This is a genomic window from Allobosea sp. CS1GBMeth4 (assembly GCF_900185715.1).
In the GTDB taxonomy this organism is placed as follows: Bacteria; Pseudomonadota; Alphaproteobacteria; order Rhizobiales; family Beijerinckiaceae; genus Allobosea.
The window spans coordinates 40,718-66,417 of record NZ_FYAS01000053.1; the positions used below are offsets into that span (position 1 = coordinate 40,718).

Annotated in this window: 22 protein-coding genes; 14 read left to right on the forward strand and 8 right to left on the reverse strand. The window is 67.6% G+C overall.

Going from position 1 to position 25,700, the window contains the following annotated elements; genetic code table 11:
* From surE to CS1GBM4_RS23065, 3 genes are all read left to right on the forward strand, one after another.
* Positions 1-762 (forward strand): 5'/3'-nucleotidase SurE, encoded by a 762-nt coding sequence (gene surE / locus CS1GBM4_RS23055; protein WP_186421101.1) that lies wholly within the window; start codon positions 1-3, stop codon positions 760-762.
* An 11-nt stretch (positions 763-773) separates the two neighbouring features.
* Positions 774-1,433 carry a methyltransferase domain-containing protein gene (locus CS1GBM4_RS23060; protein ID WP_186421102.1) on the forward strand — a complete coding sequence of 220 codons (660 nt, stop codon included), beginning with the start codon at positions 774-776 and terminating at the stop codon, positions 1,431-1,433.
* Positions 1,434-1,546: 113 nt separating this feature from the next.
* Positions 1,547-2,902: a LysM peptidoglycan-binding domain-containing M23 family metallopeptidase gene (locus CS1GBM4_RS23065; RefSeq protein WP_186421103.1), complete on the forward strand. Its 1,356-nt coding sequence runs from the start codon at positions 1,547-1,549 to the stop codon at positions 2,900-2,902.
* Positions 2,903-3,210: 308 nt separating this feature from the next.
* Here the strand turns inward: CS1GBM4_RS23065 and CS1GBM4_RS23070 are convergent, their stop codons facing one another.
* Positions 3,211-4,089: an ATP-binding protein gene (locus CS1GBM4_RS23070; protein ID WP_186421104.1), complete on the reverse strand. Its 879-nt coding sequence runs from the start codon at positions 4,087-4,089 to the stop codon at positions 3,211-3,213.
* Between the two features lie 291 nt (positions 4,090-4,380).
* Here CS1GBM4_RS23070 and yajC point away from each other — a divergent pair, with 291 nt between their 5' ends.
* The 5 genes from yajC to CS1GBM4_RS23095 all read left to right on the forward strand — a co-directional run bounded on the left by yajC (position 4,381) and on the right by CS1GBM4_RS23095 (position 8,759).
* Positions 4,381-4,650 (forward strand): preprotein translocase subunit YajC, encoded by a 270-nt coding sequence (yajC, locus tag CS1GBM4_RS23075; protein WP_186421131.1) that lies wholly within the window; start codon positions 4,381-4,383, stop codon positions 4,648-4,650.
* A gap of 57 nt (positions 4,651-4,707) precedes the next feature.
* Positions 4,708-6,318: a protein translocase subunit SecD gene (secD, locus tag CS1GBM4_RS23080; RefSeq protein ID WP_186421105.1), complete on the forward strand. Its 1,611-nt coding sequence runs from the start codon at positions 4,708-4,710 to the stop codon at positions 6,316-6,318.
* A 27-nt stretch (positions 6,319-6,345) separates the two neighbouring features.
* On the forward strand, positions 6,346-7,287 hold the full coding sequence (secF, locus tag CS1GBM4_RS23085; protein WP_186421106.1) for a protein translocase subunit SecF: 942 nt from the start codon (positions 6,346-6,348) through the stop codon (positions 7,285-7,287).
* A gap of 90 nt (positions 7,288-7,377) precedes the next feature.
* Complete coding sequence (locus tag CS1GBM4_RS23090) at positions 7,378-7,758, forward strand: MTH938/NDUFAF3 family protein (protein ID WP_186421107.1); 381 nt, start codon at positions 7,378-7,380, stop codon at positions 7,756-7,758.
* 110 nt (positions 7,759-7,868) lie between these two features.
* On the forward strand, positions 7,869-8,759 hold the full coding sequence (locus CS1GBM4_RS23095; protein WP_186421108.1) for a phytoene/squalene synthase family protein: 891 nt from the start codon (positions 7,869-7,871) through the stop codon (positions 8,757-8,759).
* 15 nt (positions 8,760-8,774) lie between these two features.
* Here CS1GBM4_RS23095 and trmFO read toward each other — a convergent pair whose 3' ends face one another.
* The 4 genes from trmFO to CS1GBM4_RS23115 form a co-directional block, all read right to left on the reverse strand.
* Positions 8,775-10,187, reverse strand: a complete 1,413-nt coding sequence (trmFO, locus tag CS1GBM4_RS23100; RefSeq protein ID WP_186421109.1) for a methylenetetrahydrofolate--tRNA-(uracil(54)-C(5))-methyltransferase (FADH(2)-oxidizing) TrmFO — start codon at positions 10,185-10,187, stop codon at positions 8,775-8,777.
* A 184-nt stretch (positions 10,188-10,371) separates the two neighbouring features.
* The gene (locus CS1GBM4_RS23105; RefSeq protein ID WP_186421110.1) at positions 10,372-10,527 is read right to left on the reverse strand and encodes a DUF1127 domain-containing protein; all 156 of its coding nucleotides are present in this window, start codon (positions 10,525-10,527) and stop codon (positions 10,372-10,374) included.
* 448 nt (positions 10,528-10,975) lie between these two features.
* Positions 10,976-11,476, reverse strand: coding sequence for an invasion associated locus B family protein (locus CS1GBM4_RS23110; RefSeq protein WP_186421111.1), 501 nt, complete (start codon positions 11,474-11,476; stop codon positions 10,976-10,978).
* A 117-nt stretch (positions 11,477-11,593) separates the two neighbouring features.
* A complete protein-coding gene (locus tag CS1GBM4_RS23115; protein WP_186421112.1) occupies positions 11,594-11,896 on the reverse strand; it encodes a c-type cytochrome in 303 nt (100 codons plus the stop codon).
* A 1,041-nt stretch (positions 11,897-12,937) separates the two neighbouring features.
* Here CS1GBM4_RS23115 and CS1GBM4_RS23120 point away from each other — a divergent pair.
* The 3 genes from CS1GBM4_RS23120 to CS1GBM4_RS23130 all read left to right on the forward strand — a co-directional run bounded on the left by CS1GBM4_RS23120 (position 12,938) and on the right by CS1GBM4_RS23130 (position 17,424).
* Entirely contained in the window at positions 12,938-13,288 is a 351-nt protein-coding gene (locus tag CS1GBM4_RS23120) for an AraC family ligand binding domain-containing protein (protein ID WP_186421113.1), read from the forward strand.
* A gap of 600 nt (positions 13,289-13,888) precedes the next feature.
* Complete coding sequence (locus tag CS1GBM4_RS23125; RefSeq protein WP_186421114.1) at positions 13,889-15,622, forward strand: hypothetical protein; 1,734 nt, start codon at positions 13,889-13,891, stop codon at positions 15,620-15,622.
* Positions 15,619-17,424, forward strand: coding sequence for a chemotaxis protein (locus tag CS1GBM4_RS23130; RefSeq protein ID WP_186421115.1), 1,806 nt, complete (start codon positions 15,619-15,621; stop codon positions 17,422-17,424). Before CS1GBM4_RS23125 ends, CS1GBM4_RS23130 begins: the two co-directional genes overlap by 4 nt.
* Before the next feature lie 2 nt (positions 17,425-17,426).
* On the opposite strand, the gene uvrA is transcribed toward CS1GBM4_RS23130, so the two are convergent.
* The 3 genes from uvrA to CS1GBM4_RS23145 form a co-directional block, all read right to left on the reverse strand.
* On the reverse strand, positions 17,427-20,354 hold the full coding sequence (gene uvrA / locus CS1GBM4_RS23135) for an excinuclease ABC subunit UvrA (protein WP_244607372.1): 2,928 nt from the start codon (positions 20,352-20,354) through the stop codon (positions 17,427-17,429).
* A 329-nt stretch (positions 20,355-20,683) separates the two neighbouring features.
* Entirely contained in the window at positions 20,684-21,868 is a 1,185-nt protein-coding gene (locus tag CS1GBM4_RS23140) for an MFS transporter (RefSeq protein ID WP_244607370.1), read from the reverse strand.
* Positions 21,844-22,425 (reverse strand): GNAT family N-acetyltransferase, encoded by a 582-nt coding sequence (locus CS1GBM4_RS23145; RefSeq protein ID WP_186421116.1) that lies wholly within the window; start codon positions 22,423-22,425, stop codon positions 21,844-21,846. Before CS1GBM4_RS23145 ends, CS1GBM4_RS23140 begins: the two co-directional genes overlap by 25 nt.
* Before the next feature lie 167 nt (positions 22,426-22,592).
* On the opposite strand from CS1GBM4_RS23145, the gene CS1GBM4_RS23150 reads away from it, so the two are divergent.
* From CS1GBM4_RS23150 to CS1GBM4_RS23160, 3 genes are all read left to right on the forward strand, one after another.
* Positions 22,593-23,537: a LysR family transcriptional regulator gene (locus CS1GBM4_RS23150; RefSeq protein ID WP_186421117.1), complete on the forward strand. Its 945-nt coding sequence runs from the start codon at positions 22,593-22,595 to the stop codon at positions 23,535-23,537.
* Between the two features lie 211 nt (positions 23,538-23,748).
* Positions 23,749-24,741, forward strand: coding sequence for an ABC transporter substrate-binding protein (locus CS1GBM4_RS23155; RefSeq protein WP_186421118.1), 993 nt, complete (start codon positions 23,749-23,751; stop codon positions 24,739-24,741).
* Positions 24,738-25,595 carry an ABC transporter permease subunit gene (locus tag CS1GBM4_RS23160; RefSeq protein WP_210201622.1) on the forward strand — a complete coding sequence of 286 codons (858 nt, stop codon included), beginning with the start codon at positions 24,738-24,740 and terminating at the stop codon, positions 25,593-25,595. Before CS1GBM4_RS23155 ends, CS1GBM4_RS23160 begins: the two co-directional genes overlap by 4 nt.
* Positions 25,596-25,700: the final 105 nt, after the last annotated feature.

A 25,700-nucleotide genomic window follows, 5' to 3' on the forward strand; every position in this document is an offset into this window, starting at 1 on the left:
ATGCGCATCCTGGTGACCAATGACGACGGCATCCATGCCGAGGGGCTCTCCGTCCTCGAGCGCATCGCGGCGCAGCTCTCCGACGATGTCTGGGTGGTGGCGCCCGAGACCGACCAGTCCGGCGTCGCCCATTCGCTGTCGCTGTCGAACCCGCTGCGCCTGCGCCAGATCGCGGAGAAGCGCTATGCCGTCCAGGGCACGCCGACCGATTGCGTGATCATGGCGGCGCGCTCGATTCTGGCCGAGACGAAGCCCGATCTCGTGCTGTCCGGCGTCAACCGCGGCCAGAACGTCGCCGAGGACGTGACCTATTCCGGCACCATCGCGGCGGCCATGGAAGGCACGCTGCTCGGCATCCCCTCGATCGCGCTCAGCCAGGCCTATATGCCGGGCGACCGCAGCAGCATCATTTGGGACTGCGCCCTGCAGCACGCCCCCGGCATCGTCCGGCGCCTGCTGGAGGAGGGGATTCCGGACGGCGTCCTGTTCAACCTCAACTTCCCGAACGTGGCGCCGGCCGAGGTCGCGGGCGTCGCCGTCACGGCGCAGGGCCGGCGCGACCAGGAGCTGATGCGCCTGGAGCCGCGGCGCGACGGGCGCGGCAATCCCTATTACTGGATCGCCTTCCAGCGCGGGAAGACCGAGCCGGCCAACGGCACCGATCTGCGCGCGCTCGCCCAGAACAAGATCTCGCTGACGCCGCTCGAGCTCGACCTGACGCATGAGCCGACGATGACGCGCTTCGCGCAGCTCTTCGCCTGAAGGCGGCAGGGATGACCGGGGAGGGCGCCAGCAGCGAGAGCGAACGCACCGTCGCCTTCCTGTTGTCGCTGCGCGCGCGCGGCGTGCGCGACATCGCGCTGCTGCGGGCGATGGAGCGGGTGCCGCGCGAGCATTTCGCGCCGTCGCGCTTCGCCGACCTCGCCCGCCAGGACGTCTCCGTGCCCTTGCCCTGCGGCCAGACGATGACGGCGCCGCACACGGTCGCCGCGCTGGTCGGCGCGCTCGAGATGAAGCCCGACTGCCGCGTGCTCGAGGTTGGTTCCGGCTCGGGCTATGTCGCGGCGCTGCTGGCGGCGATGGGCGGCCAGGTGGTCTCGCTGGAGCGCTACCGGACGCTCGCCCTCGCGGCGCATGAGCGGCTCGCCGGCGGCGGCTTCGCCGACCAGGTCGAGCTCCGCCATGCCGACGGCTTCCAGCCCGACCGCACGCTCGGCCGCTTCGAGCGCATCCTGGTCAATGGCGTGATGCACGCCGTGCCGGAGGCGCTGCTCGCCCGGCTCGGCGTCGGCGGGCGCCTCGTCGGCGCGCTCCGCGTCGAAGGCGCGGCGCGGCTCGTCGTGGTGACGCGCAGCGAGGACGGCTTCGACCATGCCCTCGGCCCGGTCGTGCGCATCCCGCCGCTGGCGCCGGGCCTGTCGCAGGCGCTTTAGGCGCGGGTCTGCTTCAGAAATTTACGTGGCCCGTCAGCGGCGAAACACCTTCTTAACCTAACCGGCTCTTTAATGCGGACCGTTGAGTTGCGTCGTTCGCGAGTGCTGAGTCCATGCGTAAGCAAGTCGAGCTGGCCGTGCCGAAGTCCCTGGTTCGCGTCGTGTCGGTCTGCGCCCTTGCAGCCGGCCTGGGCGCCTGCTCCTCGGACACGCTGCGCTTCACCGAGGCGCCTTTCGACAACCCCTTCAAGACCGCCCATGCCCCGGCGCCGCAGCGCGACCCGGCCACGACCGGCTCGATCGGCAGCAATGGTCCGCGCCAGTCCTACGAGACGGCCTCCGCCGCCGGCAATCCGGGCGTGCGCAGCCAGCCGCTGCCGCCGCCGACATCCTCCGTCGCGCTCCGCACCTCGCCGCCGGCTGCCCCGGCTCCGAGTGCGGCCGGCTCCGCCGCCGGCTGGACCGCGCAGGGCGGCACCCCGATCGTCGTCGCCCATGGCGAGACGCTGGAAGTGATCTCCGGCCGTTACGGCGTGCCGCGCTCCGCGCTGATGCAGGCGAACGGCCTCTCGGGCGAGGTCACGCCCGGCACCCGCATCGTCGTGCCCGTCTACAATGGCGCCGGCAGCCAGACCGCCGCGCGCCAGCCGGCACCGGTCGATCACCGTCCGGAGCAGCCGCGCCTGGCGCCGCCGCCGGCGTCGCGTCCGGTCGCCTCCGCGCCCGCCGTCGCCCCGAAGGCGGCTGCCGTCGACGCCAGGGCGCAGGCCGCCCAGACCAAGGCGCAGGCCGCGGCCGAAGCCAGGGAGAAGGCCGCAGCCGACGCCAGGCGCATGGGCGAGGCCCGCGCCCGCTTCGCCGCCGAGGCCAAGGCCAAGGCTGCCGCCAAGGCCGCCAACCCCGCCGCGGAGACCAAGACCGCCGCGCTGCCGACCCCGGCCGCCCAGCCGGCGAAGCCGAAGGCGGCTGCGCCGGTCGTCGCCAGCGCCCCGGCCGACAAGGTCGCCGTCCAGCCCAAGGCCGTGGCTCCCGCGCCGGAGCCGAAGGCCGAGCCGCAGACCACGGCGAGCCTGCCCAAGGCCGAGGAGCCGGCCTCCTCCGGCGCGGAGTTCCGCTGGCCGGCCCGCGGCCGCGTCATCGCCGGCTATGCCGGCAAGGGCGGCAATGAGGGCATCAACATCGCGGTTCCGGAAGGCACGCCGGTCAAGGCGGCCGAGGGCGGCGTCGTCGCCTATGCCGGCAGCGAGCTCAAGGGCTACGGCAACCTCGTGCTGATCCGCCACCCGAACGGCTACGTCTCGGCCTACGCCCATAATGGCGAGCTCGCGGTCAAGCGCGGCGAGACGGTGAAGCGCGGCCAGGTCGTCGCCAAGTCCGGCCAGACCGGCAACGTCAACTCGCCGCAGCTGCATTTCGAGCTGCGCAAGGGTTCGACCCCCGTCGACCCGATGCCCTATCTCAGCAACTGATCGCGGCAACCCCGGGCGGGCGCGGCTCCGCCCGCAGGCCTCCATTCCTCCACCGGCTCAGGGACGCGAAATCGTTCCGGGCTGTCGCTGGAAAGATTTCGGTTCACACTTCGGCCGGTATTCGCGAGACCCCGCCGGCCGAGACGAGGCGGGGCGGTCCCAGGAAAGGCCGCCCCGTTTTGCTTTTGCGAAGCGCGTCATGGCCGGGCTTGACCCGGCCGTCTCTGGCCGGACGAGGCGCCGGCCGGCCCCTTTCTCGCCGGGAGATTCTCGGATCTGCGCTTCGCTCCGGCCGAGAATGACGCCTCCTAACCCTCCAGCTTCGTCTCCAGCCGCCCGGCCAGGTCCTGGATGTACTGCCAAGCCGTGCGGCCCGAGCGCGAGCCGCGCGTCGTCGCCCATTCCAGCGCCTCCCGGCGCAATTGCTCCGGCTCGATCCTCAGCCCGAAATGGCCGACATAGCCGTCGATCATCGAAAGGTACTCGTCCTGGCTGCATTTGTGGAAGCCGAGCCAGAGCCCGAACCGATCCGACAGCGAGACCTTCTCCTCGACCGCCTCGCCGGGATTGATCGAGGTCGAGCGCTCGTTCTCGACCATCTCGCGCGCCAGCAGATGCCGGCGATTCGAGGTCGCGTAGAACACGACGTTCTCGGGCCGCCCTTCGACGCCGCCGTCGAGCGCCGCCTTCAGAGACTTGTACGAGGTGTCCTGGCCGTCGAAGGAGAGATCGTCGCAGAAGACGATGGCGCGATGCGAATCGGCGCGGAGCAGCCCCATCAGCACGGGCAGGCTCTCGATGTCCTCGCGATGGATCTCGATCAGCTTGAGGGGGAGGGCGCCTTTCGGCAGGCGCTGATTGGTGTCGGCGTGCACCGCCTTGACCAGCGACGACTTGCCCATGCCGCGCGCGCCCCAGAGCAGGACATTGTTCGCCGGCAGGCCGCGGGCGAAGCGCTCGGTGTTCTCGGCGAGGGTGTCGCGCACCCGGTCGACGCCGCGCAGCAGCGCCAGCGCGACGCGGTTCACCTTGGCGACAGGCGAGAGCTCCTGGCCGGCGGCATGCCAGACGAAGGCGTCGGCGGCGGTGAGGTCGGGCTGGCGCTTCGCCGGCGGAGCGAGGCGCTCCAGCGCGTCGGCGATGCGCAGGAGGGTGGCGAGCGTCGGGTCGGGGGCGGTCTCGGTCATCGCTGGCATGTCCGCTAGATACGCGTACCGAACGGTACGGTACGCTCATAGCTCCGCTCGCGCGGCGAAGGCAAGGCCATTGCGCATGGGGCAGGGACAGCTTAGCTGGGGGGTGCTGCCGCAGATCGGCCGCTTCCGATTGATTTCACGACATCGCTGGCTATAGTCCGCGCGATTTTACCAACCCCCGCGCCGGCCGGCCGTCAATCGGCGGCGACGTGAAGGAGCCTTCCCGTGATCACCCCCGCTTTCGCCCAGGGCCTTGGAGGCGCCGGCACCAATGACGTGCTGATGTCGCTGGTCCCCTTCGTCCTGATCTTCATCATCATGTGGTTCCTGATCATCAGGCCGCAGCAGAAGCGGGTGAAGGCGCATCAGGAGCTGATCAAGAACGTCCGCCGCGGCGACACTGTGATCACCTCGGGCGGCATCATCGCCAAGGTCTCCAAGGTGGTCGACGACGTCGAGATCGAGGCCGAGATCGCCGATGGCGTGCGCGTGCGCATCCTCAAGGGCATGATCTCCGACGTGCGCGCCAAGGGCGAGCCGGTCAAGAGCTGAAGGCCGTGAGGCGCGGGGGCCAGAGCGCCCGCGCCCGCTAACAAGGCTTACCCGCAGATGCTTCGTCTCCAGGCCCGCAAGGTCATTCTCGTTCTGCTCGTGCTGGTCTTCGGCTGCGGGCTCGCCGTGCCGAATCTGTTCTCGCCCGAGACCCGCAAGGCGATCGAGCAGGGCGCGCCGGCCTGGATTCCGCGTTTCCTGCTGCCGATCCACGCGATGACGCTCGGCCTCGATCTGCAGGGCGGCTCCCACGTCCTGCTCGAGATCGACCGGGCCGACCTGATCCGCAGCCAGGTCACGCAGCTGCGCGACGACGTCCGCCGCATCCTGCGCGAGGAGCGCGTCGGCCTGCAGGGCGGCATCGGCATGACCCCGCGCGGCGTGCAGTTGCGCGTTCCCGATGCCGGCGACCGCGCCAGGCTGATGCCGAAATTCCGCGAGCTCGCCCAGCCGATCGGCACCCTCGGCGCCTTCGGACCGTCCGGAAACCAGTCGATCGAGGTCGCGGAGAATCCCGACGGGCTGATCCAGCTCAGCGTGACCGAGGCCGGCGCCAACGAGCGCATCCGCCGCGCCGTCGAGCAGGCGATGGAAGTGCTGCGCCGCCGCGTCGACGCGCTCGGCACCACCGAGCCGAACATCCAGCGCCAGGGCCTCGACCGCATTTTGGTGCAGGTGCCTGGCCTGCAGGATCCGCAGCGGCTGAAGCAGATCCTCGGCGAGACGGCCAAGCTCCAGTTCCGCATGGTCGCCGACCAGAACTCCGGCGACGTCGACATGCTGCCCTCTCAGGACGCTGGCGGCCAGCCGATCCCGATCAGCCGCCAGGTCATCGTCGAGGGCGAGGACCTGATCGACGCCCAGCCGGCCTTCGATCAGCGCAGCGGGCAGCCGATCGTCAATTTCCGCTTCAATATCCGCGGCGCCCAGCGCTTCGGCCAGGCGACGACGGAAAATCTCGGCCGCCAGCTCGCCATCGTGCTCGACAACAAGGTGATCTCGGCCCCGGTCATCCAGTCGCCGATCACCGGCGGATCGGGCCAGATCTCCGGCAACTTCACCGTCGAGCAGGTCAACAACCTCGCCATCCTGCTGCGTGCCGGCGCGCTGCCGGCGAAGATGACGATCGTCGAGGAGCGCACCGTCGGCCCCGGCCTCGGCCAGGATTCGATCCAGGCCGGCAAGACGGCGACCCTGATCGCGACCGCGCTGGTCATCCTCTACATGATCGGGAATTACGGCATCTTCGGCATCATCGCGAGCGTCGCGCTGCTGGTCCATGTCTGCCTGATCCTCGGCCTGATGTCGCTGCTGGGCGCGACCATGACCCTGCCGGGCATCGCCGGCATCGTCCTGACCATCGGTACGGCGGTCGATTCCAACGTGCTGATCTACGAGCGCATGCGCGAGGAATCGCATCTGGGCCGCTCGCTCGTCTCGGCGCTGGAGGCCGGTTTCCAGCGCGCTTTCGCGACCATCATCGATTCGAACGTCACCATGCTGATCGCGGCGGTGGCGCTGTTCACGCTCGGCTCCGGCCCGGTGCGCGGCTTCGCCGTGGTCTTCATCCTCGGCATCCTGACCACGGTCATCACCGCGGTGACGCTGACGCGGATGCTGATCGCGCTCTGGTATCGCTGGGCGCGGCCGAAGGCCCTTCCGTTCTGAGCCCGCAGGCCAGGAGTTCATCAGACCATGCGCCTGCTTCGCATCGTACCCGACAACACCCGCTACCGCATCGTCCATTGGCGGCGCCTCGCCTACCCGTTCTCGGCGGCCTACTCGCTGCTGACGGTGGTGCTGTTCCTGACGGTCGGCCTCAATTTCGGCATCGACTTCCGCGGCGGCACGCTGATGGAGATGCAGGCCAAGAGCGGCAGGCCCGACATCGCCCAGGTGCGCCAGACCGCCAACGCCTTCGGTTTCGGCGAGGTCGAGGTTCAGGAGTTCGGCAGTGCCGGCGAGCTCTCCATGCGCTTCGCGCTCCAGCCAGGCGGCGAGGTCGCGCAGCAGGCCGTGGTGACCAGGGCACGCGAGGCCTTCTCGCCGAACTATGAGTTCCGCCGCGTCGAGACCGTCGGCCCGCGCGTCTCCGGCGAACTGGTCCAGGCCGGTACGCTCGGCGTCGTGCTCGCGATCATCGGCGTGCTGGTCTATCTCTGGTTCCGCTTCGAGATGCAGCTCGCGATCGGCGCGATCGTCGGCACCATGCACGACATCGTGCTGACGCTCGGCTTCTTCCTGATCACGCAGCTCGAATTCAACCTGACCTCGATCGCGGCGATCCTGACCATCGTCGGCTACTCGCTGAACGAGACGGTGGTGGTGTTCGACCGGACGCGCGAGCTGCTGCGTCGCTACAAGACCATGCCGATCCCCGAACTGCTCGACCTCTCGGTCAACTCCACTCTGTCGCGCACGGCGATGACGGCGACGACGACCGTGCTCTCGCTGGTCGCGCTCGTGCTGTTCGGCGGCACGGCGATCGAGGGCTTCGCGCTCGTCATGCTGTTCGGCGTCTTCGTCTGCACCTATTCGGCCATGTTTGTCTCGACTCCGGTGCTGCTCTATCTCGACGTCCGCGCCGGCCGTCTCGACCAGGGCGAGGACGCCGCCGAGGCCAGGGCCCGGGTCTGAGGTCCAGCGCCAGGGGCTGGTCATCGCGGGGCCGCCCTCCGGCTGTCCGGGACGGACACGCGCTCTCGCAGCGGTGATGTGAGGACGATCATGGAACGGCGCTTCGACGGCTTCGTCCCCGGCCGGTACCAGATCGACGCCTTCGGTGCCGGCGGCTTCCGCTTCGCCGAGATGAGCCATCGCGGCTCGATCCTGGCGACGCCGTCGGGCGTCCGGATCTGGCCGGTCGCGGCCTTCGCCGAGCTGACCCTCGCCAGCCTGCAACCCGTTCTCGACGAGGCGGAAGCGATCGATTTCCTCATCCTCGGCATTGGCCGCGAGATCGCCTTCCTGCCGCCGTCGCTGCGCGACCCGCTCAGGGCCGCCGGCATCACCGTCGAGGCGATGGCGACGCCCGCCGCGGCGCGCACCTACAACGTCCTCGTCGCCGAGGAGCGGCGCGTCGCCGCAGCGCTGATCGCCGTCGACTGATTTGGCGGCCAGGTCCGATCGGCCATGCCGCTCCCGCGTAGCCAAGCTCGCCGGGCGGGCCTAGACTGCCGGCGCTTCGGCCCGGGCGATCACCGGAGCGGGGAGGGCGCATGACCACGAAGACCGAGGACCGCGCCGGCACCGTACCGGGTCCGCTCTCGCAGGCCTATGCCCATTGCCTGTCGCTCGTGCGCGAGCACGACCCGGACCGCTACATCGCCTCGCTCTACGCGCCGGAGGCGCTGCGGCCCGGCCTGTTCGCCCTCTATGCCTTCAGTCACGAGATCGCTCGCGTGCGCGAGCAGGTCAGCGAGCCGCTGCCGGGCGAGGTCCGCCTGCAATGGTGGCGGGACGTGCTCGAAAGCTGGCCGGACGCGCCCGTGCCGGGCCATCCCGTCGCGCAGGCGCTGCTCGACACCATCAGGCGCTTCCGCCTGCCGATCGCACCGCTCTCGGGCCTGATCGAGGCGCGCGTCTTCGATCTCTATGACGACCCGATGCCGTCGCTTCCGGAGCTCGAAGGCTATGCCGGCGAGACCTCGAGCGCGCTGATCCGCCTCGCCTGCCTGGTGCTCGCCCAGGGCCGCGACCCCGGCGGCGCGACGGCGGCCGGCCATGCCGGCGTCGCCTATGCGCTGGTCGGGCTGATGCGCGCCTTTCCCTGGCACGCAGCGCGGGGGCAGGTCTATCTGCCGGCCGACCTGCTGGCGCGCAACGGCGTCACCCGCGAGGATATCGTGCGCGGGCGCGGCGGGCCGGGGCTCAACTATTCGCTCAAGGAGATGCGGGCGCTGGCGCGCATCCATCTGCGCAAGCTCGGCGATCTCGCCGCCACCGTGCCGGCCTCGGTCAGGCCGGCCTTCCTGCCGGTGGCGCTGGTCGAGCCTTATCTGCGCCGGATGGAGCGGCGCGGCTACGACCCCTATCGCACCATCGTCAGCCTGTCGCCGCTGCGGCGGCAATGGATCTTATGGCGGGCGGCGAGGGCGGGGCGATCGTAGAAGCCCAGGGGCGTTTCACTCCGCCGCCTGCGCGCTGGCCTCGCCGATCCAGCCGTCGAGCTCGACCTTCGCCCGCGCCGTCAGCGCCTGCTTGCGGGCGAGGCTCTTGGCCGGGCCCTTCAGGCGCTTGCCGTCGGGGCCATGCGTCGCGACGCCCTCGATGGGCGGGAACAGGCCGAAATTGATGTTCATCGGCTGGAAGGAGCGCGGCCCCTCGTCGATCGTGACGATGTGCCCGCCGGTGATGTGGTTGACCAGCGCGCCGAGCGCCGTCGTCGCCGGCGGCAGCCCGAGCGGCCGGCCGAGGCGCTCGGCGGCGGCGAGGCGCCCTGTCAGCAGGCCGATGGCGGCGCTCTCGACATAGCCCTCGCAGCCGGTGATCTGCCCGGCGAAGCGCAGGCGCGGATCGGCCTTCAGGCGCAATTGCGCATCGAGCAGCTCCGGCGAGTTGAGATAGGTGTTGCGGTGGATGCCGCCGAGCCGGGCGAACTCGGCGTTCTCCAGGCCGGGGATCATCCGGAAGATCGCGGCCTGCGCAGCGTATTTCAGCTTGGTCTGGAAGCCGGTCATGTTGAACAGCGTGCCGAGCGCATTGTCCTGGCGCAGCTGGACGACGGCATGAGGCTTCACCGTCGGATTGTGCCTGTTGGTCAGCCCGACCGGCTTCATCGGCCCCCAGCGCAAGGTTTCGCGGCCGCGCTCGGCCATCACCTCGATCGGCAGGCAGCCGTCGAAATAGGGCGTGCCCTCCCATTCCTTGAATTCGGTCTTCTCCGCGCCCAGGAGCGCGTCGACGAAGGCTTCGTATTGGTCCCGGCTCAGCGGGCAGTTGATGTAGTCGGCGCCGGTGCCGCCCGGGCCGGCCTTGTCGTAGCGCGACTGGAACCAGGCGACCTCCATGTCGATCGATTCGAAATGGACGATCGGGGCGATGGCGTCGAAGAAGGCGAGCTCGCTTGCCCCGGTCAGGGCGCGCAGGCCCTCCGCCAGCGCCGGCGAGGTGAGGGGGCCGGTCGCGACGATGACCTTGTCCCAGTCGGCCGGCGGCAGGCCGGCGACCTCGCCGCGCGCGATGGTGACGTTGGGATGGGCCGCGAGCGCGGCCGTGACGGCGGCCGAGAAGCCGTCGCGGTCGACCGCGAGCGCCCCGCCCGCCGGCACCTGGTGCGCGTCGCCCTTGGCCATGATCAGCGAGCCGAGCCGGCGCATCTCCCAATGCAGCTGGCCGACGGCGTTGGAGGACGAATCATCCGAGCGGAAGGAGTTGGAGCAGACCAGCTCGGCGAGGCCCTCGGTCTTGTGGGCCTCGGTGCCGCGCGCCGGGCGCATCTCGTGCAGGATGACGGGAACGCCCGCCTCGGCGATCTGCCAGGCGGCTTCCGAACCGGCGAGGCCGCCGCCGACGACATGGATGGGTGCGATGCTCATGGCCGCGATGTGTCCGCGGCGGGGCGCGAGGTCAAGGGCGCCGGTGCGAATCCGGCCTCCGAAACGCAAAATGCCCGCTCGAAAGCGGGCATTCGCTCTTCGACCAGACCCTGAGGGGAGGAACGCGGGGTCCGGGAGAAACTACGGTCGCGAAACTGATCTCGAAAACGCCGGCGGCCGGAAATCAGGCCGTGGCGTGGGTGCGCGCGACGTACTGGATGTCCGAGCGCGACAGGCCGAGATCGTCGAGCTCGCGATCGGTCAGGCGCGACAGCTCGCGGACGGTCTCGCGATAGCGAAGATAGGCGCGGATCTTGGCGGCGATCATGGTCAGGAACATGGTGGTAACCTCTTGGTTTCTTGGGGTTTCCCCCACAGCGATGAATTCGTTGTGCACTGCATATAGAATGGCCAGGCCGCCTATCACAGGGGCGTGGCGTCAGTTCCGTTATGCTCCGGATGCATGTCGAATTAAGGGATCGTTTGTGAAATGGCTCCTGACCCGCGCAGGGCGCTTAACGATTTTGTCGGAACGATGAAAAATCAGCCTAATATTTGGGCTGGTCCTGCGCGGTTCGAACCCGGATCCGGGTTCTGCTGCGATTTGATGCAGAATTGCCCCTCTTCGCCATGCGCTTTGCGCTGCAGCATCGGAATTTCGCCCGCCGACGGCCTCGACGCTGCGCCAGCCAGGCCCTGAAGGGGCGGTGCCGGCGCCCCTCCTGCGGCATCATGTCATGCGTTCGCCCGCGGCGGCGGCTTGCGCTGGCGCGGACGGCGAGCGGCCCTCAGCCGCAGCGCTCCAGCAGCTTCGAGGCCGCGGTCACGCCCTCGAGCGAGAAGGTGTAGCTGGTCTCGTTGCCGCGGGCCGAGCGCGCCGCCAGCACCATCTCGTCGCCGGCCTTCATCGCCGCGAGCAGCTCGCCCTCGCGCTCCAGCCTCTGCAGCCAGGCATTGTTGCCGGAGGTCAGCATCCGGAAGCTGTCCTCGCCGATCGTCACGGTGACGGTCGAATCCTTGGCGAAATCATAGCCGGTCTGGAAGCTCGATTCGGTGCGGGCCGGCGCGTTCGGCGCGGTCTGCACGAAGAAGAACACCTCGCCGTGACGCAGGCTCTCAGGTTTCTCGGTGGTCGGCGAGGAGACGATATAGCAACGCTTGCCGTTCTCGCCGGAATAGGAGGCGGCGTTCCACTGCTTGAACTGGCCGAGCGGCTGCGCCGGGGCGGCGAAAGCCGGAGCCGAGGCGAAAAGAAGGCTGAATGCCGCGGGAAGCGCCAGTCTGATCATCGGGTCATCTCCTGTTTGCGTCGCAGGGATGAAAGTGCCGGGCTTAACAAGGCGTAAACAAGACCCTCACAAAGCCGTGCGACGCAAGGGCGCGGCGGGGGGCGGCGCGGCGCGAGCTCAGCGCGGCGGCAGGCTGGCGTAATAGGCGGCGAGCGCGCCGATCTCCTCCGTCGTCATCAGGCGCGAGAGATAGCGCATCTCCTTGTGCGGCCGCTTGCCGGATTTGAACGCCAGCATCTGGTTGAACAGATAGCGCTCGTTCTGCCCGGCGAGGTGCGGCACCTCGGCGTCGCGGGCGATGCCGTCGGCGCCATGGCAATAGGCGCATTGCTCGATCAGCGGCCCCGGCACCTGGGCCCGCGCCGCGCCCGCCGCGAGCACGAGGCCAAGACCGACACAGGCGACACGCCACCGACTCACCGACACCTCCCTTGGACTGCCGGGCGACTCTACGGGCTCGCCCGCCGGAACGGAACCGGCGGCGCTCCGCCGGCCAGCGGAAGGGCGCACGGCCTCGCCCGCCCGCAGGCCTGCCTGCGGGCGCTTCGAGAATAGGGGGCTGGCGGAGCGCCGCGAGGCGCGTTGGTATCCGCTTCCATTGAGCCGGGAAGCGGCGCGGAAGGATTGAGCCACCCTCCGCACGCCCCGTGGCGCTCCGCCTTCGGCGATTTCAAAACTCCGGGCCGCGCTTCTGCGAAGCCGGCTGCTGGCCGTGTCGCGATGCCGTTGGAAGCCAGTTCCCCTCTTCGGGTCGTCGCTCCCTTCGGCCGTCGCGCTGGTCCGAGCCGGGTTCGGCCGGATTGGATCAATCCGATCGAACCCGTCTCTCACCTCCAGTGAGAGACCGCTTGCTCCGATCGGCGAGCCGATCGGAGCGGGCTCTGTGCAGCCGCTTCATCTAGCGAGCTCCTCGCGCAGGGATCCTAGTGTCCCCAGGTCGGTTCCCGAAGCCTCCCGGGAGCGGGGCGTAACCCCCGCCCGCAGGCGCCGACCCTCACCCAGCCTCTGGCATACCTCCGGACGGCCGCCCCGTATGGGTGATGGGCGAGGGGAGTGTACGGGAGGTTTCGGGAGCGGGGATGAAGTTGCGGCCTATCCCCGCAAGGCACTTGAACCGCAACCAACCTTCTCCCGGATGGGAGAAGGTGGCGCGCAGCGCCGGATGAGGGCCTGCCGTTGCCGCAGAAGGTGCAGCGGCTCGGCTGCGCCTTGACGATCGGCGGCAGGCCCTCACCCCTGCCCCTCTCACTGATCTCGGGCTTGCCCGAGATCAGCACTCAAAGTGTCGAAGTCGGGTAGACCCGCTTTCGATGCGGGAGAGGGGTTTCCCGCGCTCTGTCCTGAGAGGGGCAGTGCCGGGCCGATAGCAGTGGAGGGGCGCGAAGCGCCGCCTCACGACACCCCCCGGGAACATCCCCGCCGCGCCGTAGTCTCTGGACCAGGCACGGCATGGAGACGGTGATGAAGGTCTGCAAGTTTTCGCTCGGCGACGCGACGCTGGAACGCTCGCCCGGACAGGTCGGCGAGGTCTTCGCCGGCAATCTCGTCGACGAGCGCCATGGCGGGCCGGTCACCATCGGCTATGGCCGCTACGGCCCGGATCAGAGCCTCGCCGAGACGATGGCGGTCGACGACGTCATGATCGTGCTCGAAGGCCGGCTCTCGGTCGAGACGGCGGAGGGAACGCTGACCGCCGGCCCCGGCGAGATCGTCTACATGCCCAAGGGCGAGACGGTGACGATCCGCTCGCATGAGGAGGGCGCCGTGACGGCCTATGTCACCTATCCGCACTGGCGCGAGGCGCACGCCTGAGCGAGCACGACCCATCGGCGGAGGTTTGACGGGCGAGGCGAGGGACCCGCGACCGAGCCTTCTCCCGGATGGGAGAAGGTGGCGCGGAGCGCCGGATGAGGGCCTGCCCTTGCCGATTTAGGTAGCAGCGGCGCGGCTGCGCCTTGACGATCAGCGGCGGGCCCTCACCCCTGCCCCTCTCACTGATCTCGGGCCTGCCCGAGATCAGCACTCAAAGTGTCGAAGTCGGGTAGACCCGACTTCGATGCGGGAGAGGGTTTCCCGCGCTCCATCCTGAAAGGGCGGTGCCCGAAGGCCCGCCCGCAGACGCCGCCCCGCGTCCCTCCGGACGGCCGCCCCGTATGGGTGATGGGCGAGGGGATTGTACGGGAGGTTTCGGGAGCGGGGATAAATTTGCGATGAGCTCGCAGTCGCCTCCGCTTGGTTGGAAGACAATTTTATTCGAAGCGTGTCGGTTTACTGCAGCTCTGGCGAGAGTAGTCGCAGCGCCTGATTGGCTCTTGTCGGCGCGAGCGAGGAAGACGACATTCTGCGGTCAGGCGATTGATTCATCCTCAAAATCGATGCGGCCAACCAGCAGGCGGTTCTTACGGAGGAATTTTGACCCATAGGGCCGATATTGTTGCATGTTGCCAAGCGGGAACGCTTCTGCAACTGCTTGTTGAGCGTGCGCGCCGACATCATAGCGATGAAATCGGCAAGGAATTTCGAAGCCATCTGGTAGAACTTCACAACAGTGGCACGATTGATGTGCTTGAAGTGGCGCGATCGATTGGTCAATCTTCAATCAGTGAGAGCGATTTTTTCTCTGTACAAAGTATATTTATGAAATTGATTCCAGAACTTAAGGCTCCCGCGCCGGCAATGCTCGCTGCGGTCAAGGCGTTGGTGGCGCGGGGCGGTGACGACGGCGCTGCTAGTTGGCCCAACAGCGCCTACCGTCGCTGGGCAGAGATTGGCAGCCGCGCGCACGCAACGCTCGCGGCAGTCAACCAAGACGACCCCAATGATGCTGCCTACGTGTTGCTTGGCCTTCAGGCGCTCGCCAGGAATGAGCCGGAGGCAGCGCTCGACCGCGCTATCGCCCTTCTTACCAACAGTTCGCCTCCTGCCAGATCCGCTGCTGCCAAGGCGGTGGGGACATTGCCGCTCATAACTGACGAAGCACGCAGCCGTGCCGCCAATGCGCTTGAGGCTGCTCGTGCAAGCTGCGCTGACGACAACCTGTTGGGCCATATCCTGACTGCGATCAGCGAAATTGCTCGCAAAGCGCCCGAATGGGAGCCCTCAGCGTCGGCAATGATCGCAGCGAGCGAGTGCGATGCCGAGGACCTAGCGATCCACCAAGTATCATTGGAGTTGATGTTCCATGGCAAAGACCTGCCTCCATCAATCGTCGCTGGGCTCTCCGCGATCGTGCGAAAGGTTCAAGTCCAAGACACTGGGACAATGAATAATATCGACCATGCCGCCAGTTCGTTGATCCGTGCCGGCAGGGTTGACGAAGGGCTTGCGCTGATCACGCCAATAATCTCGACGCACGAAGCGCTCATTTCTCTTGATATGCTTGATGGTACTAGCCACGCGCTACTCGAACTCAGTTGTGATCGGCTTGCGCATGTTGTCGTCAACTGGCTGTTGGCATTCGATACCAATCTCGGTTTAGCAGTACTCAAGCTGGTCGGAAAACATCACGGATCGCCTTTGGTACTCGACTTCGACGCCGGCAGCCTCGCGCTTTCCGATGAGAACGCCTTGCTGCTTGCGCACCGTGCGATTGGCTATCTCTTCATCCATCCGATCACCGCAGCCTCGATAGTGCTGGCACTGATCCGGGTCGTCGGGCCAGAGGCGCGGCAAGTGATGACAGATATACTTTTTGACCCGCTTTTGATCAATTACTCTGGTGAATTCGCGGAGTGGCTCAGGGTTAAGTCCAAGGAAGAAGATGACCCTGGGCTATCGGTAGCTGTAGGTCTGCTTGCTCGGCTGGAAGCCTATATCGACGGTCTGAGTAAGGTTGGACGAATCAAAGAACTTCGCCCCTCAGAGCGTGAGAGGCTGATAGAGGCGAACCGGCAGCACGAATCAATGCGGCAGCTGCATAAGGAGGTCGAGAAGAGGTCGGTCCTGATGTCGATCGTAAGCCGATCGGTGCTACTCTATGGTAACCGCTCGATCAGCTATTTCGATCTAAATGGCGATAAGCAGCGCCATGAGATGAAGCTGCATAAAATGAGCCACAGCATTGAGGCTCCTCGGCTTGACATTCTCGAGCCATTTGAACTGGACTACCGACTGAGAGTATTTCGTGCAATGCGGGCTGGGCCATGAAACTCGTTATCCGCGAGTACTTGGCTTCGTTACGTGAGCGCGGTGAACTCGACGCGGTCCTGCCTGACCTGCTTACGGAGCTTGGTTTCACCGTCTATTCACGGCCTGCGCGCGGGACCCGCCAACATGGTGTCGATATTGCCGCCGTTGGCCTTGGTCCCGATGGCATAAGGCGGGTCCACCTGTTTTCGGTCAAGTCAGGTAACCTTGATCGTGGTGATTGGAATACAGCATCGCCGCAGAGTTTGCGTCCTTCGCTCGACGAGATTCTAGACGTCTATGTCCGAACTCGTATTCCGCCTGAATATGCCAAGCTACCGATTGCGATTTGCTTGTGCTTTGGCGGAGCAATCGACGAGCAGGTGCGTGCCGAGGTCGCTGGATACACAGAACGCAATACGACTGAGCGAGTCATCTTCGAGGAGTGGAACGGCGATCGCCTCGCTCAAGTAATCCTTGACGGCATTCTCCGCGAGGAACTGTTGCCGACATCCTTGCGCAGCCATTTGCGAAAGGCGGTGGCGATGGTTGAAGAGCCCGATATCGCGCTCAATCATTTCGCCAGGCTGCTGCGTGCCCTAGTTAAAAACCCCGGGACGACCTTAGCGACCCGATTGTCTCAGGCGCGTCTCATAAACATCTGTGTTTGGATCATGTTTGTCTGGGCTCGCGAGGCCGACAATGTTGAGGCGCCCTATCGCGCAAGCGAGAGTGCTCTGCTTGAAGTTTGGCATCTACTCCGGGGCGACATCGATGGTTCAGCACGGATTGCGGAGGCTGCCGGCACGGTTCTCAATGCCTTGTTCGAGTTGCATTTTGCGATCTGGGGCGAAATTTTCGAAAAGAAAGTTCTGCCTCATGCTGACGTCCGGCACGCGCTATCTTCGGCAGTCGGCTCGCATGCCGCGCTCGATGTTAATCTCAAGCTGTTTGAGTTAGTTGGCCGACTGGCGCAAAGAGGCCTCTGGCAAGTGTGGCAGTTGTGCCCCGACAGTGGGCCGATCGTGGTAACCAATGATCTGATTATTACTCAGTCTAAGCCGCTTAGGGAGATCAACCTAGCGATATTGAACGAGGTTGACCGACTGTGCGGCAAGCTCATTGCCATAATCAGTAACAATCGGGCACTTCTGTCGCCAATTGGCGACTGGCAGGCGATTGATATCGGACTTGCTTTCACACTTCTCGCCTGTCGACCTAGCTACCATGACGCTGTCGATGAATGGGCGCGGGAACTGACGAAGCGCTCAATCTTTGCCCACAAGGTTCATGGCCGCTATCCTACAACTAGCAGTTCCTACTGGGATCTTGTTAATCACCCCGCGGATTCCACCGATGTGTACCGGAAGGACGCTACTCAAGGGAGTATCCTCTACCCAATGCTGGCACTCTGGGCGGCCGCGCGTGGTGATCAGGACTTGGTGGATGAGATCGCTGCATTTCGGGAAAAGGAACTTGCGCACTGCACCTTCCAGACATGGCTTCCCGATGAAGACAGCGAAGACAATCTTTACCTCGACCATGATCGTCACGGAGCGGCGCTCACTGGTATTCCAGTGAACGAAGGCACGTGCGAGACGCTCGACTTCGTCCTCGATGAGGTTGCTAGCAACCCGCATTTTGACACGTTATCAGCAGTTCGACTTGGCCATTGGCCGATCGTTGCAATGGCCTGCCGGGTGTATCGTCTGCCGGTGCCGCCGCAAATCTGGCGCTCTTTGCTGCCGGCTGTGCGCCGCCCGACTGCGCCGATAGAGAACGATGGGCCGCCAATCGTGGAATCCCCAGGTGAATCAAGCTAGCGCTACTCCGCCGCCTGCCGCGCCCCTTTCCCCTTCAGCGGCCTCCGCTCCAGCACCTCCCTGAGGAAGCGCGCGGTGTGGCCCTTGCCGATCCGCACGACATCCTCCGGCGTGCCTTGCGCCACGACCTCGCCGCCGCCGTCGCCGCCTTCGGGGCCCATGTCGATGATCCAGTCGGCGGTCTTGATCACTTCGAGATTGTGCTCGATCACCACCACGGAATTGCCCTGCTCGACCAGCTCGTGCAGCACCTCCAGCAGCTTGGCGACGTCGTGGAAGTGCAGGCCGGTGGTCGGCTCGTCGAGGATGTAGAGGGTGCGGCCGGTGGCGCGCTTGGAGAGCTCCTTGGAGAGCTTGACGCGCTGCGCCTCGCCGCCCGAGAGCGTCGTCGCCTGCTGGCCGACCTTGACATAGTCGAGCCCGACGCGGGCGAGCGTCACCATCTTCTCGCGGATCGAGGGCACGGCCTTGAACAGGTCCTTGGCCTCCTCGACCGTCATGTCGAGCACGTCGGCGATCGAGCGCTCGCGGTATTTCACCTCGAGGGTCTCGCGGTCATAGCGCTTGCCCTTGCAGACGTCGCAGGTGACGTAGACGTCGGGCAGGAAGTGCATCTCGATCTTGATGACGCCGTCGCCCTGGCAGGCCTCGCAGCGGCCGCCCTTGACATTGAACGAGAAGCGGCCGGCCTGGTAGCCGCGCGCCTTGGCCTCGGGCAGGCCGGCGAACCATTCGCGGATCGGCGTGAAGGCGCCGGTATAGGTCGCCGGGTTCGAGCGGGGGGTGCGGCCGATCGGCGACTGGTCGATGTCGATGACCTTGTCGAGATGCTCCATGCCCTCGATGCGCTCATGCGGGGCAGGGTGCTCGACCGCGCCGTTGAGCTTGCGCGCCACCGCCTTGTAGAGCGTGTCGATGATCAGCGTCGACTTGCCGCCGCCCGACACGCCGGTGATGCAGGTGAACAGGCCGAGCGGGATGTCGACCGTGACGTCCTTGAGGTTGTTGCCGCGGGCGCCGACGATCTTCAGGCTGCGGCCCTTCTGCGGCTTGCGGCGCCGGTCCGGCACCGGCACGCTCATCTCGCCGGTGAGGTATTTGCCGGTGAGCGAGTTCGGGTCGGCCAGGATGTCCGCCGGAGTCCCCTTCGCGACGATTTCACCACCATGAATCCCGGCGCCGGGGCCGACATCGACGACATAGTCGGCGGTAAGGATCGCGTCCTCGTCATGCTCGACCACGATCACGGTGTTGCCGAGGTCGCGCAGGCGGCGCAGCGTGCCGAGCAGGCGCTCATTGTCGCGCTGGTGCAGGCCGATCGAGGGCTCGTCGAGCACATAGAGCACGCCGGTGAGGCCGGAGCCGATCTGCGAGGCGAGGCGGATGCGCTGGCTCTCGCCGCCCGACAGCGTGCCGGAGGCGCGGGCCAAGGTGAGGTATTCGAGGCCGACATCGAGCAGGAAGGTCAGCCGGTCGCGGATCTCCTTGAGGATGCGCGGGGCGATCTCGTTCTGCTTGGCCGAGAGCTTGCCGGGCAGGGCGGTGACCCAGGCGAGCGCGTCCCTGACCGAGAGCTGCGAGATCTCGCCGATATGGCGGCCGTCGAGCTTGACCGCCAGCGCCTCGGGCTTGAGCCGGAAGCCGTTGCAGGCGGCGCAGGGCGTCTCCGACATGAAGCGGCCGATCTCCTCGCGGGCCCAGTCGCTCTCGGTCTCCTTCCAGCGCCGCTCCATATTGGTGATCACGCCCTCGAAGGGCTTCCGCACCTCATAGGCGCGCAGGCCGTCATTGTAGGCGAAGCGCACCGCCTCGCTGCCGGTGCCGAACAGGATGGCGTCGCGCGCGCTCTGCGGCAGCTCGCTCCAGGGTTTCGTGGTCGAGAAGCCGAAATGCTTCGCCAGCGCCTCGAGCGTCTGCCCGTAATAGGGCGAGGTCGACTTGGCCCAGGGCGCGATCGCGCCCTTCTTCAGGCTGAGCGAATGATCCGGGACGATCATCTCCGGGTCGATCCGCATCTCGTGGCCGAGCCCGTCGCAGGCCGGGCAGGCGCCGAACGGGTTGTTGAACGAGAACAGGCGGGGCTCGATCTCGGGAATGGTGAAGCCGGAGACCGGGCAGGCGAACTTGGAGGAGAAGGTGACGCGCTTCGCCTCGCCGCTCTCCTCCTTCTCGTCCGCATACTCGAAAACCGCGATGCCGTCGGCGAGGTCGAGCGCCTGCTCCAGCGAATCGGCGAGCCGGGCGCCGAGATCGGGCCGGATCACGATGCGGTCGACCACCACGTCGATGTCGTGCTTGAACTTCTTGTCGAGGCTGGGCGCGTCGGCGATCTCGTAGAACTCGCCATTGACCTTGACACGCTGGAAGCCGCGCTTCAGCCAGTCGGCCATCTCCTTGCGGAACTCGCCCTTGCGGCCGCGCACCACCGGGGCGAGCAGGTAGCCGCGCGTCTTCTCCGGCAGCTCGACCAGCCGGTCGACCATCTGCTGCACGGTCTGGCTCTCGATCGGCAGGCCGGTCGCCGGCGAATAGGGAATGCCGGCGCGGGCCCAGAGCAGGCGCATATAGTCGTGGATCTCGGTGACGGTGCCGACCGTCGAGCGCGGGTTCTTCGAGGTCGTCTTCTGCTCGATCGAGATGGCCGGCGAGAGCCCGTCGATCTGGTCGACATCGGGCTTCTGCATCATCTCGAGGAACTGGCGGGCATAGGCCGAGAGCGACTCGACATAGCGGCGCTGGCCCTCGGCATAGATCGTGTCGAAGGCGAGCGAGGACTTGCCCGAGCCGGAGAGCCCGGTGAACACGACGAGCTTGTCGCGCGGGATCGCGAGGTCGACATTCTTGAGATTGTGCTCGCGCGCGCCGCGCACGGAGATGACGCGGGCGTTCCGGTCGGCCGCCGAGTCCTGTGCGGCCTTGCGGTCGAACATGTCTTCCAGCGTCGCGGCCTGCTCGGCGAGCGTGGCCTTCCGGGCCGAGGTCTTCTGGGCCGAGATATTCTGGGCCAGTGTCTTGCGGGCCATTGCGATGTCCGGTTCGGATGAGCCGTAGAGATAGGGCAAATGCCGTGCCGTGCCAGTGTGGCCGGGCGACAGGCCGGCATGAGTAGCACGCAGCCCCGGATGTTGCCGCATTGTTCCTGTCTCCTGTGCTGACAATGATTGTCAGGAGCGTGGCAGGCGGCGGAAGCGCAGCCGTCATTCACGGGGCGGGCCGAAGGCCTGCGCCCGGAAACCATGAACACGAGGTCCGGTACGCCTCAGCCGAAGCGTCGCTTCAGCACGATGGTGGCGATCAGCATGAGGCTTGCCAGCGTCCCGGACAGGACCAGCGCCGCGCCGGCGCCATGGCGCTCGATCAGCAGCGCATAGGCGAGCGGCGCCCCGGCCGAGAGGAAGAAGCCGGGCGCCAGCAGCCGTCCGACATAGGCGCCATAGGTCGCGGGATCGAACAGCATCAGCGGCAGCGTGCCGCGCGTGATCGTCAGCACGCCGTTGCCGGCGCCGTAGAAGAAGGCGAAGGCCAGCGCCGCGACGGCGCTCGCGCCGCCGGCGAGCCCGACCGCGAAGCAGAGCGGCAGCACCAGGCAGGCGGCGAGATTGAGGTCGAACGGGCTGGTGCGCGCCCCGAACAGCACCTCGCCGAGCCGCGCCAGCGACTGGCCGATGCCGCGCGTCGCGCCGATCCAGACCGCGACCGCGGCCGGCAGGCCGAGCCCGGCCAGGATGCCGATCATATGCGCCGACATGCCCGCATTGAGGATGCCGGCGAAGGTGACGATCAGCGCGTAGAGCAGGCCGGCGAAGCGGGTGTCGGCCGGGTTCAGCGCGGCGACGGGTTTCGCCGCCGCGGCGCCGGGCGCGGGCCGGGCCTCGACGGCCGGCAGCGTCAGGTGCAGCGGCAGGGTCAGAAGCGCGAAGCCGGCATAGGCGAGAAGCGCGCCACGCCAGCCGAACTGCTCGGCGAGCGCATGGCCGAGCGGCCAGAACACCGTCGAGGCGAGGCCGCCGAGCAGGGTGATCTGGGCGATCGGCCGGCGCGCCGCGCTGCCGCCGATGCGGGCGAGCGCGGCGAAGGCGGCGTCGTAGAGGGTGAGCCGCATGGCGAGGCCGAGGCAGAGCCACGCGGCGTAATAGGCCACGATCGTCTGCGCGCCGGCGAGGCCGATGCAGCCGGCGGCGGTGAGCAGCGAGCCGGCGCACATCACCAGTCGGCCGCCATGACGGTCGATCAGCCGGCCGACCGCGCCCGAGGTCAGCCCCATCACCAGCAGGCCGGCCGAGAGCCCGCCATGGATGATCGCCTGCGACCAGCCGAGCTCGCGGCCGATCCGCTCGCCGAAGGCGCCGACCAGGTAATAGGAGATGCCCCAGGAGATCAGCTGGGCCAGCCCGAGGCAGAAGACGGTGCGGCGGGAGATCACCTCGTCGATCCGGCCGTCCATGGCTGTGGCAACGTCCGGTCTCCGGGCCCGAGGCTGCGCTGCATCAGCACGGTGTCGACCCAGCGGCCATGCTTGAAGCCGACCGACCGCAAGGTGCCGACGGGCTCGAAGCCGAAGCGGCGGTGCAGGCCGATCGAGCCCGCATTGCCGCTGTCGCCGATCACCGCCAGCATCTGGCGCCAGGGGCCAGCCTCGCAGCGGGCGATCAGCGCGGCGAGCAATGCGCCGCCGATGCCGCGCCCGGCCTCTCCCGGCGCGACATAAACCGAATCCTCGACCGTGTGGCGATAGGCCGGGCGAGGGCGGTAGGACGAGGCATAGCTGTAGCCGACGACGCGGCCGCCAGCCTCGGCGGCGAGATAAGGCAGGCCGAGCCCGAGCACCGCCTGCCGGCGCGCCAGCATCTCCTCGACGCCCGGCGGCGTCTCCTCGAAGCTGGCGAGGCCGGTGAGGACGTGATGAGCGTAGATCGCCTGGATCGCCGCCATGTCCGCCTCGCCGGCGTCGCGGATGAGGAGAGGGGACGCCGCCCTGGCGGCGGACTCGGAAGTCGTCATCGCAATCGCTCCGGCCCGGCTGGCCCGCCTTTCCATCCGGCTCATCGCCACAAGACACTGCCCTTCCGGCCGGCCCGAGGCCTGAGGGCATGTGCAGCCAGCTTGCGCTTTGCCGCGCCATAAATGAAGCTTCTCGCAATTATGCGAAGCATGAGAAATTCTTTGGCATGCGCGACCTTCGTCTCGACCAGCTCCACAGCTTTCGCCAGGTCGTCGCGCTCGGCAGCTTCTCCGCCGCGGCCGAGAGGCTCGGCCTCAGCCAGCCGGCGGTCAGCCTGCAGATCCGCGAGCTCGAACGCCGGCTCGGCACGGTGCTGATCGAGCGGGTCGGCCGCCGGGCGCAGCCGACGGCGGCGGGGGCGGAACTGCTCGACCATGCCGGGCGGATCGAGGCGGCGGTGGCGGCGGCGCGTGAGGCGATGGCGCGCCATGCGACCGGGGCGATGGGCCGGGTGCGGATCGGCACCGGCGCCACCGCCTGCATCTTCCTGCTGCCGCCGGTGCTGCGCGAACTGCGCCAGCGCCATCCGACGCTGGAGATCACGGTCAGCACCGGCAACACCTCCGACATCGTCAAGGCGATCGAGGACAATCTGATCGATATCGGCCTGGTCTCGCTGCCGGCCGCGGGCCGCAGCCTCGAGGTCACGCCGCTGCTCGAGGACGAGTTCGCCGTGATCGCGCCGCCGGGCATGGAGCTTCCGGCGCGGTTGACGCCGGAGGCGCTGGCGCGCCTGCCGGTGCTGCTGTTCGAGCCGGGCGGCATCACGAGGCGCATCGCCGACGAATGGTTCGCCCGCGCCGGCGTGACGCTCAAGCCGGTGATGTCCCTCGGCAGCGTCGAGGCGATCAAGCGGCTGGTCGGCGCCGGTCTCGGCTGCGCCGTCCTGCCCGGCATGGCGGTGCGCGGCGAAAGCGACGGGCTGGTCGTGCGTTCCCTGTCGCCGCGCGTGCACCGCACGCTCGGCCTCGTGCTGCGCAGGGACAAGCCGCTGCATCGCGGCCTGCGCGAGACGCTGAAGGCCCTGCGGGCGCTCGGGACGCTGACCGATCGCCATTCGGAGCCAAAGCCCTCATCCTTCGGAACGCCGCTTCGCGCCTCCTCTGGATAAGGGCTGAGGTAAGGGCGCCGGGCTCTCCGCACTGCTGACAGGTCCGGACAGACCCGCGGTCCATGCCATCCGCCGTTTGCGCAGTGCCCGAGACGCGACGGCGGCGCTAGGTTCGTCCCGGTCGGGCGGAACATTTCGCCCGCTGCCGCGCTTCGTGGACACGCCGGATCGTCAGGTGCACGATCGGCACAGCCAGCGGGGGATCATGATGATGAAAGCCGTTCTGCGAGGGGCAGCGCTGCTGCTCGGCCTTGGCCTTGCCGCTCCGGTGCTCGCCTGCGAGCTCGACCGGCCGCTGAAGATGGCGGGGCTCGACTATGATTCCGCCGCCTTCCACACCGCCGTCGCCAGCGCGATCGCCGAGAAGGGCTTCGGCTGCAAGGTCGAGCGCGTGCCGGGCGTGATCGCGCCGCTGGTCAACGGCCTCGGCCGCGGCGATGTCGACATCGTCATGGAAATCTGGCTGGCGAACCCGGTCGAGGCCTGGGTCAAGGAATCGGCAGCCGGCCGGGTCGAGCCGCTCGGCACGACATTCCCCGATGCGAACGAGGGCTGGTTCGTGCCGCGCTATCTGGTCTCCGGGCCAGACGCGAAGGCGCCGGAGCTGAAATCGGTGCAGGACCTCAAGCGCTACAAGGACCTGTTCGCCGATCCCGAGGAGCCGGGCAAGGGGCGCTTCTACAATTGCGTCGCCGGCTGGGTCTGCGAGGGCATCAACAGCAAGAAGCTGGTCGCCTACGGGCTCGCCGGTGACTTCACCAATGTCCGCGGCGGCTCCGGCGAGGCGACCGTCGCCGCCATCGAATCCGCCCTGAAGCGCAAGCGCCCGGTGCTGTTCTACTATTGGGGGCCGAGCTGGCTGCTCGGCGCCTATGATCTGGTCAAGCTCGACGAGCCGCCCTTCGACAAGGCCGTCTGGGAGGAGCTCAAGGCGAGCGACGCGCCGCGCCGCGCCACCGCCTATCCGGTGAGCCGCGTCGTCATCGGCGCCAATATCGGGCTCGCGAAGCAGGCGCCGCAGCTCGCCGGCTTCTTCAAGGCCTACACCACCACCAGCGAGCTGACGTCGCGCATGCTCGCCGAGGCCCGTGAGAAGGGCCGGTCGCCCGAGCAGCAGGCGCTCGTCTTCCTGAAGTCGCAGCCCGATGTCTGGAAGGCCTGGCTGCCCGCCGAGGTCGTAGCCAAGGTCGCGTCGGGCCTGTGACGCCGGACTGGCTGCCGGATCTCGGCAAGGCGCTGCAAAGGCTGGTCAACCGGGCGGTCGATGCCGTCGTCACCGGCCATGGTGACGATCTCGACGGCTTGAGCGCCCTGCTGACGGCGCCGGTGCGCGGGGTCGAGACGGCTCTGCTCGGCATTCCCGTCGTCGCTTTCGTCGCCGCCGTCGCTGCCGGCGCCTGGCTGGCGCGGCGCGAACCCGGCTTCGCCCTGGCCATGGCGGTGCTGCCGCTGCTCCTCGCCGGCCTCGGTCTCTGGACCGAGGCGATGCAGTCGCTGGCGCTGATCATCGTCGCCGTGGCGCTCGTCGTGGTTCTCGGCCTGCCGCTCGGCATCGCGGCGGCGCGTCTGCCGCGGCTGGGGCGGGCGCTCGCGCCGGTCTACGACCTGATGCAGACCATTCCGAGCTTCGTCTACCTCATCCCGGTGGCGATGGTGCTCGGCCTCGGGCGGGCGCCGGCCCTGCTGGCGACGCTGATCTACGCCCTGCCGCCCTTCGCACGGCTGACCGAGCTCGGCCTGCGCGGCATCGATCCAGGCGTGGTCCAGGCCGCCAGGGCGCTCGGCCTGCACCCGCGCCAGACGCTTCTGCTCGTCGAGCTGCCGCTGGCGCGGCCGGTCATCCTGCAGGGCCTCAACCAGGCGGTCATGATGGCGCTCGCCATGGTCGTGGTCGCCTCGATGATCGGCGCCAAGGGCCTGGGGGAAGTCGTCCTGCTCGGCCTGCAGCGCGCCGATCCCGGGCTCGGATTCGTCGGCGGGCTGGCGATCGTCGCGCTCGCGATCCTGCTCGACCGCATGGCGCAGGCGTTCTTCGGGGAGCGCCGGCCGCAGGCGTGAGCCGCGCGAGGCGGGGGGTGCCGCCGCCTTGTCCTCCCGCCCGCAGGCGGAGAGGCGGCTCGCGTTCGCGGAGTGCGGCAGCCTCCTTCCGCTTCCCGCCGGCAG

Coding starts and splice junctions, on each gene's coding strand:
- trmFO (WP_186421109.1), bottom strand. CDS start 10,187: ATGAGCATCGCACCCATCCATGTCGTCGGCGGCGGCCTCGCCGGTTCG.
- CS1GBM4_RS23130 (WP_186421115.1), top strand. CDS start 15,619: ATGAAACTCGTTATCCGCGAGTACTTGGCTTCGTTACGTGAGCGCGGT.
- CS1GBM4_RS23105 (WP_186421110.1), bottom strand. CDS start 10,527: ATGTTCCTGACCATGATCGCCGCCAAGATCCGCGCCTATCTTCGCTAT.
- secF (WP_186421106.1), top strand. CDS start 6,346: ATGCGCCTGCTTCGCATCGTACCCGACAACACCCGCTACCGCATCGTC.
- CS1GBM4_RS23065 (WP_186421103.1), top strand. CDS start 1,547: ATGCGTAAGCAAGTCGAGCTGGCCGTGCCGAAGTCCCTGGTTCGCGTC.
- uvrA (WP_244607372.1), bottom strand. CDS start 20,354: ATGTTCGACCGCAAGGCCGCACAGGACTCGGCGGCCGACCGGAACGCC.
- CS1GBM4_RS23140 (WP_244607370.1), bottom strand. CDS start 21,868: ATGGACGGCCGGATCGACGAGGTGATCTCCCGCCGCACCGTCTTCTGC.
- CS1GBM4_RS23155 (WP_186421118.1), top strand. CDS start 23,749: ATGAAAGCCGTTCTGCGAGGGGCAGCGCTGCTGCTCGGCCTTGGCCTT.
- surE (WP_186421101.1), top strand. CDS start 1: ATGCGCATCCTGGTGACCAATGACGACGGCATCCATGCCGAGGGGCTC.
- CS1GBM4_RS23120 (WP_186421113.1), top strand. CDS start 12,938: ATGAAGGTCTGCAAGTTTTCGCTCGGCGACGCGACGCTGGAACGCTCG.
- CS1GBM4_RS23090 (WP_186421107.1), top strand. CDS start 7,378: ATGGAACGGCGCTTCGACGGCTTCGTCCCCGGCCGGTACCAGATCGAC.
- secD (WP_186421105.1), top strand. CDS start 4,708: ATGCTTCGTCTCCAGGCCCGCAAGGTCATTCTCGTTCTGCTCGTGCTG.
- CS1GBM4_RS23060 (WP_186421102.1), top strand. CDS start 774: ATGACCGGGGAGGGCGCCAGCAGCGAGAGCGAACGCACCGTCGCCTTC.
- CS1GBM4_RS23070 (WP_186421104.1), bottom strand. CDS start 4,089: ATGACCGAGACCGCCCCCGACCCGACGCTCGCCACCCTCCTGCGCATC.
- CS1GBM4_RS23145 (WP_186421116.1), bottom strand. CDS start 22,425: ATGACGACTTCCGAGTCCGCCGCCAGGGCGGCGTCCCCTCTCCTCATC.
- CS1GBM4_RS23110 (WP_186421111.1), bottom strand. CDS start 11,476: ATGATCAGACTGGCGCTTCCCGCGGCATTCAGCCTTCTTTTCGCCTCG.
- yajC (WP_186421131.1), top strand. CDS start 4,381: ATGTCGCTGGTCCCCTTCGTCCTGATCTTCATCATCATGTGGTTCCTG.
- CS1GBM4_RS23150 (WP_186421117.1), top strand. CDS start 22,593: ATGCGCGACCTTCGTCTCGACCAGCTCCACAGCTTTCGCCAGGTCGTC.
- CS1GBM4_RS23095 (WP_186421108.1), top strand. CDS start 7,869: ATGACCACGAAGACCGAGGACCGCGCCGGCACCGTACCGGGTCCGCTC.